This is a genomic window from Micromonospora sp. CA-263727 (assembly GCF_050942455.1).
In the GTDB taxonomy this organism is placed as follows: domain Bacteria; phylum Actinomycetota; class Actinomycetes; order Mycobacteriales; family Micromonosporaceae; genus Micromonospora.
Genome location: NZ_CP192031.1, coordinates 1,821,915 through 1,837,079, shown reverse-complemented (window position 1 = coordinate 1,837,079; position 15,165 = coordinate 1,821,915). Strand labels below are relative to the sequence as shown.

Here is a 15,165-nt window from a genome sequence, read left to right as displayed (position 1 = left end):
TGGGCCGCCGGGGTGGAGGCGTCGAGGCGGGCACGGGCCGGGGTCACGCGCTGAAGCCGGTGGGTGCGGCGGGATGGGCCGCGCGGGCCAGCGCGTCGGCCAGCGCCGGCAGCTCCGCCTCGTCCAGCGCGCTGACGGTGATGCGCAGCGCGGGCCGGCCGGCGATCCGGTAGAGCGCGCCGGGGGCGGCCAGCCAGCCGGCGTCCCGCAGCACGGTCGAGGCGACGGTCTCGTCGGTCACCGGCAGCCACACGTTGATCCCGCTGCGCCCGTGGGCGGCCAGGCCACGATCGGCCAGGGCGGCGACCAGGTCGTTGCGCCGCCGCTCGTAGCTGTCGGCCGCCCGTTCGATCAGCGCGGTCACCGCCGGGTCGCGCCACAGCGACAGCACGAGCCGTTGCAGGACGGTGGAGACCCAACCGGCGCCGACCCGGGCCCGGCCGGCCACCCGGGCCACCGTCGTGGCGTCCCCCACCAGGACGGCGAGCCGCAGGTCGGGGCCGAAGGGCTTGCTCACCGACCGGAGGAAGGCCCAGCTGCGGGTCGCGCCCGCGAGCGGATGCAGTGGTACGCGGGCCAGTTCGGCGGCGTGGTCGTCCTCGATCAGCAGCAGGTCGGGCCGGTCGGCGAGCAGGGCGCGCAGTTGGGCCGCCCGACCGGCGGAGATCGCGGCACCGGTGGGGTTCTGCGCCCGGCTGGTCACGATCAGCGCCCGGGCGCCGGCGTCGAGCGCGGCGCCGACCCCGGCGGCCAGCGGGCCGTCGTCGTCGACCGGTACGCCGATGGCGCGCAGCCCGAGCGCGGCGACCAGGTCGAGCAGGTTGGCCCAGCCGGGGTCCTCGACCGCCACCGCGTCGCCGGCGCGCAGGTGTGCGCCGAGCAGGCGTTCGATGCCGTCCAGCGCGCCACCGGTGAGGGTGAGTTCGCCGGCCGGTACCCCGTCGGCGGCGAGTCGGGCCCGGGCCGCCTCGGCCAGGTCGGGCAGCACCCCGGCGTCGGAGTAGCTGACCGGGGGGCCGGCGGTGTCGGCGAGCACGCCCAGGTGCGGGCCGAGCGGTGGCAGCAGGCGCGGGTCGGGCTCGCCCCGGGACAGGTCACGCAGCCCGGGGGCGGGTGGGGGGCTCAGCGCGGAGCGGCTGGCGGCCACCGGCGGGCGGGGCCGGACGCGGGTGCCGTTGCGGCCGGCGGTGACGATCAGCCCGCGCTGGCGTAGCTCCTGGTAGGCCCGGGAGACGGTGGCCGGGCTGACGGCCAGCTCGGCGGCGAGCGCCCGGACCGGCGGGAGGGGTGCGCCCGGGGCGAGGGCGCTGGCGCGGATGCCCGACTCGATGCTGGCCGAAATCTCGACGGCCGTCGCACCGGTCACCTGATAGTGTGCTGACACAAACAAGAGATTGTACTAGAACAAAGGTGGGAGCATGTACCCGCAGACCGCCCGCACCACCGCCAGCCGCTCACGGGACCGGATGAACTACGACCCGGCCGCCGCGCACGCCGTGCTCGACGAGGCGTACCACTGCGCGCTCGGCTTCACCGTGGACGGCGAACCGCGGGTGCTGCCCACCCTGCACGTACGCGTCGGCGACACGCTCTACCTGCACGGCTCCACCGGCAGCCGGCCACTGCTCGCGGCCCGGGGTGACGGGTTGCCGGTCTGTGTGGCGGTCACCCTGCTCGACGGGCTGGTCTACGCCCGCTCACAGTTCAACCACAGCGCCAACTACCGGTCGGTGGTCGCGCACGGCACCGCCCACCTGGTCACCGACCCGGGCGAGAAGGCCGACGTGCTGACCGCGCTGACGGAGAAGGTCGGCGCCGGCCGCGCGGCCGACAGCCGCCCGCCGAACCGCCGCGAGCTGGCCGAGACCGCCATGCTGGCGCTGCCGCTGCACGAGGTGTCGGTGCGGGAGCGCAGCGGCGGCGTGCACGACGACCCGGCCGACCTCGCGCTGGCGCACTGGGCCGGGGTGGTGCCGCTGCGGCTGACCGCCGGCCGGCCCGAGCCCGACGCCGGGGTGACCGCCCCGGTGCCGGCGTACCTGCGCGGGTCACGCTCGCCGTGGCACGAGCCGGCCACGCTGGCCGGCGGGCACGTGCGGCTCGAACCGCTGGACCCGTCCCACGCCGACGAGCTGTACGCGGCCACCGCCGACCCGGAGGTCTGGCAGCACCTGGGCCAGCCGCTGCCGACCGGGCCGGCACAGCTGCGCGAGGTGATCACCGCCGCCCTGGCCGACCAGCGCCGGGGCGAGCGGGTCCCCTGGGTGCAGCGGTGCGCCGTCACCGGGGCGGTGGTCGGCAGCACCTCCTACTACGAGATCGACCCCGGACGGCGGTCGGTGGCGATCGGGCACACCTACCTCGGCCGGCCCTGGTGGCGTACCGGAATCAACACCGAGGCGAAGCTGCTGCTGCTCGCCCGGGCCTTCGACGAGCTGGGCGCGGTGCGGGTGGTCTGGCACACCGACATCCGCAACGAGCGCTCGCAGCGGGCCATCGCGCGGCTCGGCGCGACCCGGGAGGGGGTGCTGCGCAAGCACCGGCTGCGCCCCGACGGCTCGTGGCGGGACACCGTGCAGTATTCGATGACCGTCGACGAGTGGCCGAACGCACAGGTCAGCCTCCGGGAAAGGCTTCTGTCCCAGGCTCCGGTGGCCGGATGATGTCCGGCGTGCTGGGGATCACCGACATCTGGACGTACGTGCTGGGCACCGTGGCCATCGTGCTGCTGCCCGGACCCAACTCGCTCTTCGTGCTCTCCACCGCCGCCCGCCGGGGTGTGGGCACCGGTTACCGGGCGGCGGCCGGGGTCTTCGTCGGCGACGGGGTGCTCATGTTCCTCTCCGCCGCCGGGGTGGCGTCGCTGCTCAAGGCGTACCCACCGGTCTTCCTCGTGATCAAGTACGCGGGTGCCGCGTACCTGGGCTATGTGGGGTTGACCATGCTTCGCGGGGCCTGGCGGCGCTGGCGGGACCGCAACGACCCGGACACGCCGCGGCTCATCGACGCCGCGGAGCCGGCGGCGATGCGCAGCCCGTTCCGCAAGGCGCTGGTGATCAGCCTGCTCAACCCGAAGGCGATCCTCTTCTTCGTCTCGTTCTTCATCCAGTTCGTCGACCCGACCTACCCCTGGCCGGCGCTCTCCTTCCTCTTGCTCGGCCTGATCGCCCAGGTGGCCAGCGCGCTCTACCTGACCGCGTTGATCTTCGCGGGCACCTTCCTGGCCGCCCAGTTCCAGCAGCGCCGCCGGCTGGCCGCCGGCGCGACCACCGCCGCCGGCGCCCTCTTCCTCGGCTTCGGCCTCAAGCTCGCCCAGGGGTGAAAGGAGGGGTCCCTTCTTAACGCCTGAGGTAGTAAAGGGGCCCCCTGCTAACACCGAGCACAGGGCGCGCTGACACCGAGCGCAGGGCGCGGTGGCGGGTCAGGTGCCGTCGCCGCCACCGCCGCCACCCACGCCGGCGCCGCCGGCCGTGCCGCCCAGGCCGAAGCCCGGCTGGATCGGCTTGTCGGGTGGGCGGCTGACGTGGGCCGACTCGGTGATGGTGGCCGACCAGTCGGAGTGTGCCGCCGCGGCGGCATGCCGGTTGATCGCCGCACGCAGCCAGCCGTCCACGGTGGATACCCAGTCGCGCTGGTCAGCACCGGCGTGCCAGATCCGGAACCGGCTGATGCTGGTGTGGGTGATCCCGGCCAGCGCCAGCCGGCGGTCGCACCAGAAGATCACCTCCAGGCCCGCGGAGTTGGCCACGAAGATCACCTCCAGTTCGGTGATCGGCCCGGCATAGAGCGGCCCCACCCAGAACCCCCACCGCTGGTGCAGGGGCAGGGTCTGCTCCACCCCGGGCAGCCGGCCGTCGACCAGGCCGGCCTGGCGCACGCTGAAGCCGAGCGTGTCCAGGGCGGCCAGCACGTGCTGCTGGGTGGGCAGCGGGTGGACGAAGACCGGCACCATCGCGCCCTGGTCCAGCGCGGGCTCGATGGCCACCTCGGTCCGCAGCCCCATCCGCAGGCTGAGCAGCGGCACGCCGCCGAACGTGGTGACCGGCGTCTCCCAGGGCAGCGGGAACTCGAAGGGAATCGACCGTCCTCGACCGGCTCGCAGCACCAGGGCGTCGGCCACCTGCGCCTGATGGAACTGCACCAGCCGGCGGGGCTCCTCCGGATCGTCCGGCTCGACCGTGCTGACCAGGCCGAGCCGGACGTGGAAGACCGGGACGTCGACGGAGCCGGCGACGAGCGTCACCCGCCCCGGCAACCGCAGGCCGGGGCGGGTGCTCGGGTTGGCCAGGGCGGTACGCACCGTCAGGCCCGTACCGCCCGACTCCGGTGACACCCCCGTCAGCCGCACCCGTGTCGCTCCTATCTGAGCCGGCGCACCGCGCGCGGGATCGGGTCGGTCTCGTCGTCGAACTCCCCGATGACCTCCTCCAGCAGGTCCTCCAGGGCGACGAAGCCGATCGGCCGGGTCGGGCCGCCCCCGTTACGGACCAGCGCGAGCTGGGACTGGCGGGCCCGCATCGCGGCCACCGCCTCGGTGACGGTGGCCGTGGCGGGCAGGCTGATCGCGTCGTTCATCAGGTCACCGGCGACGGCGTCCGGGCGGATGGCGGCAGCCCGCACCGCCTCCCGTACGTGGACCAGGCCGCAGACCTCACCGGCGGCGTCCAGCACCGCCAGCCGCGACCGGCCGCTGTCCCGGCTGACCTGCTCGATCCGGTCCGCCGGATCGTCCCGGCGCACCGTCACCATCTCCTCGACCGGCTCCATCACCTGGGCCACGGTGGTCCCCTGCAACTCCAGCATGCTGGTCAGCAGCTCGTGCTGCGCGGCGCCGAGCAGCCCGTGCTCGCGGGACTGCTCCAGCAGCATCCGCAGCTCGTCGGGGCCGTGCACCTGAGCCAACTGGTCCTGCGGGTTGACCTTCACCAGCCGCAGCATGGCGTTGGCCACCGCGTTGAGGGCCGACAGCACCGGCCGGGACACCCGGGCGAACGCCCGGAAGGGCAGGCCCAGCAGCAGCGCGGAGCGCTCCGGGTCGGTGATCGCCCAGGATTTCGGCGCCATCTCGCCGACCACCAGGTGCAGGAAGGTGACCAGGCTCAGCGCGAAGATCAGCGCGATCACGTGGCTGGCGCCGTACGGCAGGCCGACGGTGTGCAGCACCGGGCTGAGCAGGCGCTCGATCGCCGGCTCGGCCAGGGCACCGAGGCCCAGCGTGCACAGCGTGATGCCGAGCTGCGCGCCGGCCAGCATCAGCGACAGCTCGCGTACCCCGTCGAGCGCGGCCCGGGCCGCCCGGCCGCCGCCGGCCGCCGCCTGTTCCAGGCGGTACCGTTTGCTCGCCACCAGGGCGAACTCGGCGGCGACGAAGAACCCGTTCAGCGCCAACAGGACCACCGAGGTGATCAGCGCGAAGCCGGCGCTCATGCCGCCACCTCGCTTCGCTCGGCGCCGACCTGGGCAGCATCCGCGCTGCGTTGATGATTCACTCGCTGCCGCTCACTCATGCGCCCACCTCCTCGCGCCCGCCGGTGAGCTGGAGGCGGACCGAGTCGGCGACGTGCCGGTCGACCGCGAGCACCTCCACCAGCGCACGGGGAGAGACCTGGCTGTTGTCGCCCTCGGCCGGCAGGCTGATCTCCAGCCGGTCGCCGACCTCGGGCACCCGACCGAGTTCCCGCATGACCAGCCCGGAGAGGGTGTCGTACTCGGGATGTTCGGGCAGCTCGATGCCGGTGCTGTCGGCGACCTCGTCGATCCGCCAGCGGGCCGGAACCACCCAGGATCCGTCCTCCTGCCGGGCCGGGGCCCGCTCCGGCGGGTCGTCCTCGTCGCGGATCGGCCCGACCAGCTCCTCGGCGATGTCCTCCAGCGTGATGACGCCGGCGAAACCGCCGTACTCGTCGACCACGCAGGCGAGCTGACGGTGCCCGGAGCGGAGCCGGTCCAGCACCGTCGGCAGCGGCAGCGTCTCGGGCACCAACAGCGGCGGTACGGCCACCGCGCTGACCGGGGTGGTGGCGCGCTCGGCCGGCGGAACCCGGAGTACGTCGGCGATGCCGATCACGCCGACCAGGTCGTCGACGCCTTCGGCACCGCGTACCGGGAACCGGGAGCGGCCGGTGTCGAGCAGCTCGACCACCCGGCTGATCGGCTCGTCCGCCCGGGCGATGTGCACGTCGACCCGGGGCACCATGGCCTCGCCGGCGGTCAGCTGGCGGAAGTCGAGCCCCCGGTCGAGCAACGCCGACATCTCGGCGTCGAGGTGCCCGCCCAGCCGGGACTCGGCGATGATCTGCTCCAGGTCCTCCGGGGTGGCCCCGCTGGGCAGCTCCTCGATCGGCTCGATGCCGACCCGCCGCAGCAGCCGCACCGCGGCCCGGTCGAACAGCTTGATCAGCGGGCCGGCGATCGCCAGGTAGACCAGGGTGGAGCGGGCCAGTGCCCGGGCGACCTGCTCGGGCCGGGCGATGGCCAGGTTCTTCGGGGCCAGCTCGCCCAGCACCATCTGCACCACGGTGGCGATGACCAGGGCCAGCGCGACCGACAGCGGCAGGCTGACCCCGGTGGAGATGCCGGCGACGCCGAGCAGCTCGGCCAGGCCGGCGCCGAGATAGGGCTCGGCCGCGTAGCCGACCAGCAGGGCGGTGACGGTGATGCCGAGCTGCGCGCCGGAGAGCATGAACGACAGCCGGCTGGTGACCTCCAGGGCCCGAGCCGACGCCTGGTCGCCCTCTGCCGCGCGTTGCTTGAGCTTGCCCCGGTCGACGGCGACGTAGCCGAACTCCTGCGCGACGAAGTACCCCGTCGCGACGGTCAGAACGATGATCAGAAGAAGACCGACGATGATCAACACGGGAGGCTCAGGGCTCCCGGTGCCGTCGGATCGTGGGAATGCCGGGGCTTACCCGGCTGGCTACTGCTGCCCTCCTGGGCAGAAGAGTCGATCATCCCGTCATTCTACCGGCCGGCCCCGCAGGCTCGGGCGCTGTGCGGCAGGCGTCCCGGCACCGCGTCCCGGCACCGCGTCCCGGCACCGCGGGGACGACGGGTTAAGAAGGGGCCCCTCCTATACCTGAGGCGTTAACAAGGGACCCCTCCTTTCGATTCAGCTCTGCGTGATGCGGACGTCGTCGACGGCGGCCTCGACCAGGCTGGCCGTGCTCGCGTCGGCGGCGTCGATCACGATCCGCACGGTCTGCCCGCTCAGCGCCGAGATGTTGACGCTGGCGCTCTGCCAGGCGGCTGCCCGGTTGGTGGCTGCGCCGGCCACGTTGAGCGCGGTCACCGTGCCGGCGCCCACCACCCGTACCCGGAGGTAGTCGGCGCTGCTGGAGTTGCTCAGGTGGGCCAGGTACCAGGAGAACGACAGGGTCAGCGTGCCCGTCGAGGGCAGGGTGATGGTCGGGGACTGGATGGTGCTCACCCCGCCGTCCAGGTCGTAGTCCCCGGCGCTGCTGCCGGCCAGCCGTCCGGTGACCAGGTCGTTGCTTCCGCTGACCGTGGTGCCGAGCTGGGTGGCGATGCCGGAGCTGCTGGTGGCCTCGGGGTCGCCGCGCTCCCACTGGCCGAGCGTCGCGGTGTCCGTGCCGGCCGGGTTGGTGGTCCAGCCGGTGGCGGTCTCGAAGGTGTCGCTGTACACGGTCGTGCCGGGAGGCGGGGTGGCCGCCTGGGCCAGCGTCCAGATCGTGTACGCGATCGCGTCGGCGTTACGGTCCAGCGCGGTGTCGTTGATGTTGGTCGTGGTGTCGCAGGAACGGTGGTAGCAGGGGTCGAAGGCCGACCCGGCGGTGCCGCCCCAGAGCGACGCCTGGGCGCTGGTCTTGACGCCCTCCGCGCCGGTGAAGGTACCGCCGGCCGGGATGCCCACGTTGATGAACGGGCCGTAGTCGCTGCGCCCGTCGAAGTCGGTGCCCCGGGTCGGCACGCCGATCGAGGTGAAGTACGCCTGGATCGTCTGTTCGATCTGCGCCGAGCCGGCCGGGCCGGGGCCGGCACCCACCCCGTCGGAGTTGTCCCCGTCGTAGACGAAGTAACCGGCGTTGGGCGAGCCGACCATGTCGAAGTTGAGGTACTGCTTGATCCGGGTCCGCTCCGCGGCGGGCAGGTTGTTGACGTAGTACTGCGAGCCGCGCAGCCCCAACTCCTCCGCGCCCCACCAGCCGAACCGCAGGTGCCGGTCGGGCGCGAAGCCGGTACGCGCGACGGCGAGCGCCACCTCCAGGATCGCCGCCGACCCGGAGCCGTTGTCGTTGATCCCGGGCCCGGCGGTGACGCTGTCCAGGTGCGCCCCGGTCATCACGACCGCGTTGGGGTCACCGCCCGGCCAGTCGGCGATCAGGTTGTACCCGGTCGCGCCGTTGTAGGTGAACGACTGCACCGCGGTGGTGTAGCCGACCGCGTCGAGTTGCGCCTTGACGTAGTTCACCGAGGCGAGATAGCCGGGCCGGCCGTGCGCCCGGTTGCCGCCGTTGGCGGTCGCGATCGACTGCAACTGGCTCAGGTGCGTCTTGACGTTCGCCACGGCGATGTTGGGCGCGGCGACGGCGGCGCTGCTGACCAACGCAGTGCCGGCGGCGCTGCTGACCAACGCGGCGACGGCGGCGCTGCTGGCCGGCGCGGCGATGCCGGGTCGCGCGGCGCCGGCCGTCGACGGTACGGCGATCGCCGAGGCGGCGGCCGTCGTGGCGGCGACGGCCACGACCAGCCAGCCGGGTCGAGGGGTGCGGGGTTTCATGGATCCTCCCGGTTCGGGGGCGAACACCGGCCACGCGGGGGTGCGCGTGCGCCGGAGGACGGCATCTTGATCGATGTACGTCACTGCGAGAGGGTCCAGCGGTACGTTCGGGGGAGCAAGACGCAAGGTGCCGGAATAGTCGAACTGCCCGAATTCCGGCGCGTCACCGCCCGGCGCGTCACCGCCCGGCGAGTTCGTCGGCTTCGAGCAGTTGCCGGTCCAGCCGCCCGCTGCGGTACGCGGCCCGACCGATCATCTGCGCGGCGACCGGGGCGGTGGCCAACTGGAAGATGCCGATGAGCAGGATCATGCCCAGGTCGGCGGGGCTGCGCAGGCGCAGGGCCACCCCGAGCAGCAGGAGCAGCACGCCCAGCACCTGTGGCTTGGTGGCGGCGTGCATCCGGCTCGGCGCGTCCGGAAACCGGAGCACCCCGATCGCGGCGGCCAGGCTCAACAACGCCCCGGCGACCAGGCTGACCGCACCGAGCCAGTCGGCCACGGCGGCCGGCGTCACCGCCCCCAGCCAGTCGGCGGCCCCGGCCGGCGTCACCGCCGCGGCCAGCCCCACGCCGGCGACCGGCGTCACGGAAGCGGCCAGCCCCACGGCGGCGACCGGCGTCACGGCTGCTGCCGGACGGCGAAGCGGACCAGGGACACCGAGCCGACGAAGCCGAGCAGGGCGAGCACCACCAGCACCGGCAGCGTGGTGGCGTGCCGGTTGATCGCCGCCTCGGCGCCGATCGCACCGACCATGGTGGCGAGCAGCATGTCGGCGGCGATCACCCGGTCCAGCAGCGACGGCCCCCGGTAGAGCCGGACCACGGCGAGCAGGGCGGCCACCGACAGCAGGCTGGCCAGGACGATGACAAGGACGATTGTCACGAGGACTCCTTCTCGGCAGGTTCGGAGCGCATCCGGCGTACCTCGGCCGTCGAGCCGACCGCCGCGATGATCCGCCGTTCCACGGCGCGGACCTGCTCTCGCGCGGCGGTGAGATCGGCCGGTCCGCGGACGTCGAGCACGTGCACGTACAACCGCCCGCCGGCCCGGTCCACCTCGACGATCAAGGTGCCCGGCACCAGCGAGAGCGCTTCGGCGGTGAGCGCCAGATTGAGGTCGGTGGGAATCCGCAGCCGCACCGCGATGATGGCCGAACGCGGGACGAAGCCGGGCTGCACCGCGATCCGGGCCACGTGCAGGCTGGCCCGGACCAGCTCTACGACGAACCGCACCCCGAAGATCAACAACCCGCCCAGCCGCAGCCGGCCGCCGAAGGTCACCGGCGGCAGCGGGAAGAACACCAGCACCGCCGCGGCCACCAGCAGCCCGCCCAGCAGGTTGCCCCAGCTGATCTCGCCCCAGAGCAGGTTCCAGACCAGCACCAGCCAGCCGAACGCGATCAGCCGGTCGCGCCACCGGCCGAGCCGGACCCGCCCGCCCCGGTCCGGCGACGCCGATGACGGCGCACCCGCGCCCGGCCCGGTCACGGCGCCCCGCCGGGCAGCACGGCGTGGATGTACGGGGTCCGGTCACGCAGGTCGACCGCCGCGCCCTGGGTCACGTCGAACAGCGGCCCGGCCACGACGGTCAGCCCCACCCCGAGCGCCACCAGGGCCACGGTGGCGCCGACCATCAGCGCGGGCAGCGGCGCGGTCGACGCGACGGTCTGGCAGGGCGTACGCCAGAACGCCAGGGTCCAGACCCGGCTGGCCGCGTAGAGGGTGAGCAGGCTGGTCAGCGTGCCGACGGCGACCAGCGTCCAGGGCAACGCGCCGCCGGCCGCCACGCCGGCCTGGAGCAGGCCGAGCTTGCCGAGGAAGCCGGAGAAGGGCGGGATGCCGGCGAGGTTCATCGCCGAGACGAAGAAGAGCACGCCGAGCACGGGTGCCATCCGGGCCAGCCCGCCGAGCCGGCGTAGGTCGGTGCTGCCGGTCCGCTGCTCGACCAGGCCGGCGACCAGGAACAGGGCGGTCTGGATGGTGATGTGGTGGACCACGTAGAAGATGGCTCCGACCAGCCCGGCGACGGTGCTGAGCCCGACCCCGAAGATCATGAAACCGATGTGGCTGACCAGGGTGAACGACAGCAGTCGCTTCATGTCCGACTGGGCCACCGCGCCGAGGATGCCGACCAGCATGGTCAGCCCGGCCACCACCATCAGCAGCTCGCCGGCGCGCTGACCGGGAAAGAGCAGGGTCTGGGTCCGGATGATCGCGTACACGCCGACCTTGGTGAGCAGGCCGGCGAAGACGGCGGTGACCGGGGCCGGCGCGGTCGGGTAGCTGTCCGGCAGCCAGGCCGACAGCGGGAAGACCGCCGCCTTGATGCCGAAGGCCAGCAGCAACATCAACTGCAGGCTCAGCCGTACGCCCTCGGGCAGCGCGTCCAGCCGGGCGGCGAGGTGAGCCAGGTTGAGCGTGCCGGTGGCCGCGTAGACCAGGCCCACCGAGATCAGGAAGATCATCGAGGCCAGCACGTTGACCACCACGTACGTCGAGCCGGTGCGGATGCGCAGCCGGGTGCCGTTCAGGGTGATCAGGACGAAGCTCGCGGCGAGCAGCATCTCGAAGCCGACGAAGAGGTTGAACAGGTCGCCGGCGAGGAACGCGTTGGTCACGCCGGCGGTCAGCACCAGATAGGTCGGGTGGAAGATGGCCAGTGGTGCGGTCTCGCCGGTTTCCGCCTGCCCCTGACCGATCGAGTAGAGCAACACGCAGAGGGTCACCGCGGCGGAGATCACCAGCATCAGCGCGGCCAGTTGGTCGGCGACCAGCACGATGCCGACCGGCGCCCGCCACTCACCGATCTCGATTACCAGCGGTCCGTGCCGGCACGCCTGCACCAGCAGCGCCACCGCCACCGCCAGGGTGCCGCTCAGGCAGGTCACGCTGACCACGCGCTGGGGCAACGGCCGGTTCGCCAGCAGCAGGGTCAGCGCGGCGCCCAGCAGCGGCAGCATCACCGGCAGCGGCACGAGTGCGGTCCGGTTCATCCCGGCCCCTCCTCTGGCGGGGACCGGCGGTGGATCGGCGGATCGACCTGTTCGGTGTCCGAGCCCGCTCCCTCGCCACCGAGGTCGGCGGTGGAGACCTCCTTGCGCGCGGCGCGATGCACGATCTGCTGGTCCTCGATGTCGTCCGGCACCTCGTCGTCGCCGGTCAGGTACCAGCTGCGGTAGCTGATCGCCAGCAGGAAGGCGGTGATCCCGAAGGTGATCACGATGGCGGTGAGCACCATGGCCTGGGGCAGCGCGTCACTCATCGACGGCGGCTCGGTGACCCCGACGATCGGCGCCCGGCCGGACCGGCCGCCGAAGATGATCAGCAGGTTGATCCCGTTTCCGATCAGGATGATGCCGAGCAGGACCCGGGTCAGGCTCCGCTCCAGCAGCAGCGCCACCCCGCAGCCGACGAGCACCCCGATCGCCGCGAAGGACACCAGGTTGGTTCCCATGCTCACCTGGCCTCCTTCGGGTGGTCGACGGCCAGCCCGCCGTCGGCGCGGCCGGCCGCCTCGATGTGCCGGTCCACCTCGGCGCCGAGGCTGCGCAGCACATCCAGTGCCAACCCGATCACCACGAGGTAGACCCCGACGTCGAAGAAGAGGGAGGTGACCAGGTAGAAGTCCCCCACCAGCGGGGCCCAGAAATTGACCCGCGTGCTGCTCAACGCGCCTTCGCCGGCCACCAGGGAGAGCACCCCGCCGCCGACCGTGCAGCCGATCCCGGCGCCCAGCACCGTGCCGGCGCCGACCGGCGCCGACTCGGCCAGCTCGTTGCGGCCGCCGGCGAGGTAGCGCACGGTCAGCGCAAGGCTGGCCACCAGCCCGCCGGCGAACCCGCCACCGGGCGCGTTGTGCCCGGAGAAGAGGAGGTACAGGGAGAAGATCACCACGGTGTGGAAGATCAGCCGGGTGACCACCTCCAGCACGATCGAACGGCTCCGCTCGTGCAGGGTGGTCCCGCCGCGCAGCCACACCGCCCGGCCAGCGGGGGGCTGGCGGGGCTCGGCGACCAGCCGGCGCGGGCGGGGGCCGGTGCGGGACTGCTGGAAGACCAGGCTGGCCACCCCGGTGGCCGCGACCACCAGCACCGACAACTCCCCCAGCGTGTCCCAGGCCCGGATGTCCACCAGCGTCACGTTGACCACGTTGCGGCCGTGCCCCTGCGTGACGGCCAGGTGGGGAAGTTCCTCGGAGACGCTGTGCACCTGCCGGGCGGCCGTGGCGGTCACCGCGAGTCCGGCGACGGTCACGCCGACCGTCACGCCGATCGCCCGCCGGATCCAGCGGCTGCGGCGCAGCGGCCGGGCCGAGAACCGCTCCGGCAGCTGGCGCAGCACCAGCGCGAAGACCGCGATGGTCACCGTCTCCACGAGCAGCTGGGTCAACGCCAGGTCGGGCGCGCCGTGCAGCACGAAGAGCATGGCGGTGCCGTAGCCGGTCACCCCGACCAGCAGCATCGCCGTCAACCGCCGTCGGGCGCTCACCGCGAGCACCGCCGCTGCGCTGATCACCAGCAACACCACCGGTTGCGCGGAGGTGTCCCAGAGGGCGAGCCGCTGCTCCCACGGCCGGGTCAGCAGCAGCGCGCCGCCGGGCACGGCGGCCAGCACGATCAGGATGAGCCCGAGATACTGCGGCAGCGAACCCCGCTGGGTGACGCTGGTGACGTCCACGGCGGCCCGGTCGAAGCGATGGGTGATCCACTCGTACCCCTGTAGTGGGCCGACCGGCGAACGGAGCCGGGCCAGCGCCGGGGCCAGCGGGCCGCGCAGCGCGAACAGCGTCGCTCCGGCGGCCACCGCCAGCGCGGAGAGGGCGAGCGCCGGGGTGAGGCCCGACCAGATGGCCAGATGGCCGTGGACCTCACCGAAGAGTTCCGGGTACGGGCGGAGCAGGTCGTCCAGCACGCCCGCCGCCGGGCCGGCGACCAGCCCGACCCCGGCCAGCACTGCCGGCGGCGCCAGCATCGGCCACGCGACCCGTCCCAGGTGGGTCGGGGCCCGGCCCTGGCGGGTGCCGAACGCGCCCCAGAGGAACCGGATGCTGTACGCGACCGTCAGCGCGGTGCCGGCGACCAGCACCACCAGGATCAACGGCTGGTCGGTGAAGGCGGTGAAGACCGCCTCCTTGGCGATGAAGCCGAACAGTGGGGGCAGGCCGGCCATCGACGCCGCGGCGAGCAGCGCCACCCCGGCCAGCGCCGGAGCGGTCTGCCACAGCCCGGACAACTCGCGCAGGTCGCGGGTGCCGGCGCCATGGTCGATCACGCCGACGACGAGGAAGAGCGCCGCCTTGAACAGGGCGTGGGCGAGCAGCATCGCGGCACCGGCCAGCGCGGCGTCCGCGGTGCCCGCCCCGATGACCACCGCCAGCAGGCCGAGCTGACTCACCGTGCCGTACGCCAGCAGCAGCTTCAGGTCGGTCTGCCGCAGCGCTGCCCAGCCGCCCAGCAGCATGGTGGCCAGCCCCGCGACCAGCACCACCGGTCGCCACGGGCCGGCGACGGCGAGCACCGGGGCGAGCAGTCCGAGCAGGTAGATGCCGGCCTTCACCATCGCCGCCGCGTGCAGGTACGCGCTCACCGGCGTCGGTGCCGCCATCGCTACCGGCAGCCACGAGGTGAACGGCAGCACCGCCGATTTGGACAGCGCCCCGAGCAGGATCAGCAGCACGGCGACGACCAGGTACGCCCCGCCGGGCAGCGGGCGCCCGGCCAGCTCCGACCAGCGGTAGGTGCCGGCGTGGTGGCCGAGCATGATGAACCCGACCAGCATGGCCAGGCCGCCGGAGGTGGTCACCATCAACGCCTGCGCGGCCGCCCAGCGGCTGGACCGCCGCTCGGTGCTGTGCCCGATCAGCAGGTACGAGAAGACCGTGGTGAGTTCCCAGCAGACGTAGAGGAGCAGCAGGTCGTCGGCGAGGACGAGGCCGAGCATCGCCCCGGCGAAGGCGACCATCACCCCGGCGAACCGGGCCGTCCCGAGCGCGCCGGGCCGGAAGTACCGCGCGCTGTAGACCAGCACCAGCGCGCCGACCCCGCCGACCAGGAGCGTCATCAGCCAGGACAGGGTGGTCATCCGTAGGTCCAGATCCAACCCCAGCTGGGGAATCCACCGGTACGTCTCGACCACCGCACCGCCGTCGGCGACGGCGGGTGTGCGTGCCACCGCCCAGCCGAACGCGGCGGCGGGCGCCAGTGCCAGCGGGTAGCAGGCGCGCGGCCCCCACCAGCGGACCAGCAGCGGCGCCACAACGGCCGCCACGAGGTGCAGGATCAGCAGTACGAGCACGGCGCTCCCGGTCGAGTGGCAGCGGCGCCCGTGCCGCGTACACGGCGCCTACGAGCGATCAGACGACAGTTCGCCGCACAATGCACTGTTTTCCCGAAATGCACCCTTTTCCCGCGCCCGCCCCCACGCTGGTTG

The 15,165-nt window shown here is 73.1% G+C and carries 13 protein-coding genes; 2 read left to right on the top strand and 11 right to left on the bottom strand.

The genetic code is table 11. From position 1 onward, the window contains the following. Positions 1-43: 43 nt before the first annotated feature. A complete protein-coding gene (locus tag ACQPYA_RS08390; protein WP_433532058.1) occupies positions 44-1,384 on the bottom strand; it encodes an aminotransferase class I/II-fold pyridoxal phosphate-dependent enzyme in 1,341 nt (446 codons plus the stop codon). Positions 1,385-1,418: 34 nt separating this feature from the next. On the opposite strand from ACQPYA_RS08390, the gene ACQPYA_RS08385 reads away from it, so the two are divergent. Together ACQPYA_RS08385 and leuE are read left to right on the top strand one after the other, a co-directional pair. Next, complete coding sequence (locus ACQPYA_RS08385; protein ID WP_433532057.1) at positions 1,419-2,663, top strand: bifunctional pyridoxamine 5'-phosphate oxidase family protein/GNAT family N-acetyltransferase; 1,245 nt, start codon at positions 1,419-1,421, stop codon at positions 2,661-2,663. Next, positions 2,660-3,322 (top strand): leucine efflux protein LeuE, encoded by a 663-nt coding sequence (leuE, locus tag ACQPYA_RS08380; RefSeq protein WP_433532056.1) that lies wholly within the window; start codon positions 2,660-2,662, stop codon positions 3,320-3,322. The genes ACQPYA_RS08385 and leuE overlap by 4 nt, the downstream gene beginning before the upstream one ends. 99 nt (positions 3,323-3,421) lie before the next feature. Here the strand turns inward: leuE and ACQPYA_RS08375 are convergent, their stop codons facing one another. From ACQPYA_RS08375 to ACQPYA_RS08330, 10 genes are all read right to left on the bottom strand, one after another. After that, entirely contained in the window at positions 3,422-4,348 is a 927-nt protein-coding gene (locus tag ACQPYA_RS08375; protein WP_433532055.1) for a sporulation protein, read from the bottom strand. 11 nt (positions 4,349-4,359) lie between these two features. After that, positions 4,360-5,427, bottom strand: coding sequence for a hemolysin family protein (locus ACQPYA_RS08370; RefSeq protein WP_433532054.1), 1,068 nt, complete (start codon positions 5,425-5,427; stop codon positions 4,360-4,362). A gap of 76 nt (positions 5,428-5,503) precedes the next feature. After that, complete coding sequence (locus ACQPYA_RS08365; RefSeq protein WP_433532053.1) at positions 5,504-6,856, bottom strand: hemolysin family protein; 1,353 nt, start codon at positions 6,854-6,856, stop codon at positions 5,504-5,506. A 252-nt stretch (positions 6,857-7,108) separates the two neighbouring features. Beyond that, the gene (locus ACQPYA_RS08360) at positions 7,109-8,737 is read right to left on the bottom strand and encodes a M20/M25/M40 family metallo-hydrolase (protein WP_433532052.1); all 1,629 of its coding nucleotides are present in this window, start codon (positions 8,735-8,737) and stop codon (positions 7,109-7,111) included. A gap of 178 nt (positions 8,738-8,915) precedes the next feature. Beyond that, positions 8,916-9,359 (bottom strand): monovalent cation/H(+) antiporter subunit G, encoded by a 444-nt coding sequence (mnhG, locus tag ACQPYA_RS08355; protein ID WP_433532051.1) that lies wholly within the window; start codon positions 9,357-9,359, stop codon positions 8,916-8,918. Continuing rightward, complete coding sequence (locus tag ACQPYA_RS08350; protein ID WP_433532050.1) at positions 9,356-9,619, bottom strand: monovalent cation/H+ antiporter complex subunit F; 264 nt, start codon at positions 9,617-9,619, stop codon at positions 9,356-9,358. The genes mnhG and ACQPYA_RS08350 overlap by 4 nt, the downstream gene beginning before the upstream one ends. Then, positions 9,616-10,224, bottom strand: coding sequence for a Na+/H+ antiporter subunit E (locus ACQPYA_RS08345; protein ID WP_433532049.1), 609 nt, complete (start codon positions 10,222-10,224; stop codon positions 9,616-9,618). Before ACQPYA_RS08345 ends, ACQPYA_RS08350 begins: the two co-directional genes overlap by 4 nt. Further along, on the bottom strand, positions 10,221-11,729 hold the full coding sequence (locus ACQPYA_RS08340; RefSeq protein ID WP_433532048.1) for a Na+/H+ antiporter subunit D: 1,509 nt from the start codon (positions 11,727-11,729) through the stop codon (positions 10,221-10,223). Before ACQPYA_RS08340 ends, ACQPYA_RS08345 begins: the two co-directional genes overlap by 4 nt. After that, positions 11,726-12,190, bottom strand: coding sequence for a Na(+)/H(+) antiporter subunit C (locus ACQPYA_RS08335; protein ID WP_433533426.1), 465 nt, complete (start codon positions 12,188-12,190; stop codon positions 11,726-11,728). The genes ACQPYA_RS08340 and ACQPYA_RS08335 overlap by 4 nt, the downstream gene beginning before the upstream one ends. A gap of 2 nt (positions 12,191-12,192) precedes the next feature. Further along, the gene (locus ACQPYA_RS08330; protein WP_433532047.1) at positions 12,193-15,030 is read right to left on the bottom strand and encodes a Na+/H+ antiporter subunit A; all 2,838 of its coding nucleotides are present in this window, start codon (positions 15,028-15,030) and stop codon (positions 12,193-12,195) included. Positions 15,031-15,165: the final 135 nt, after the last annotated feature.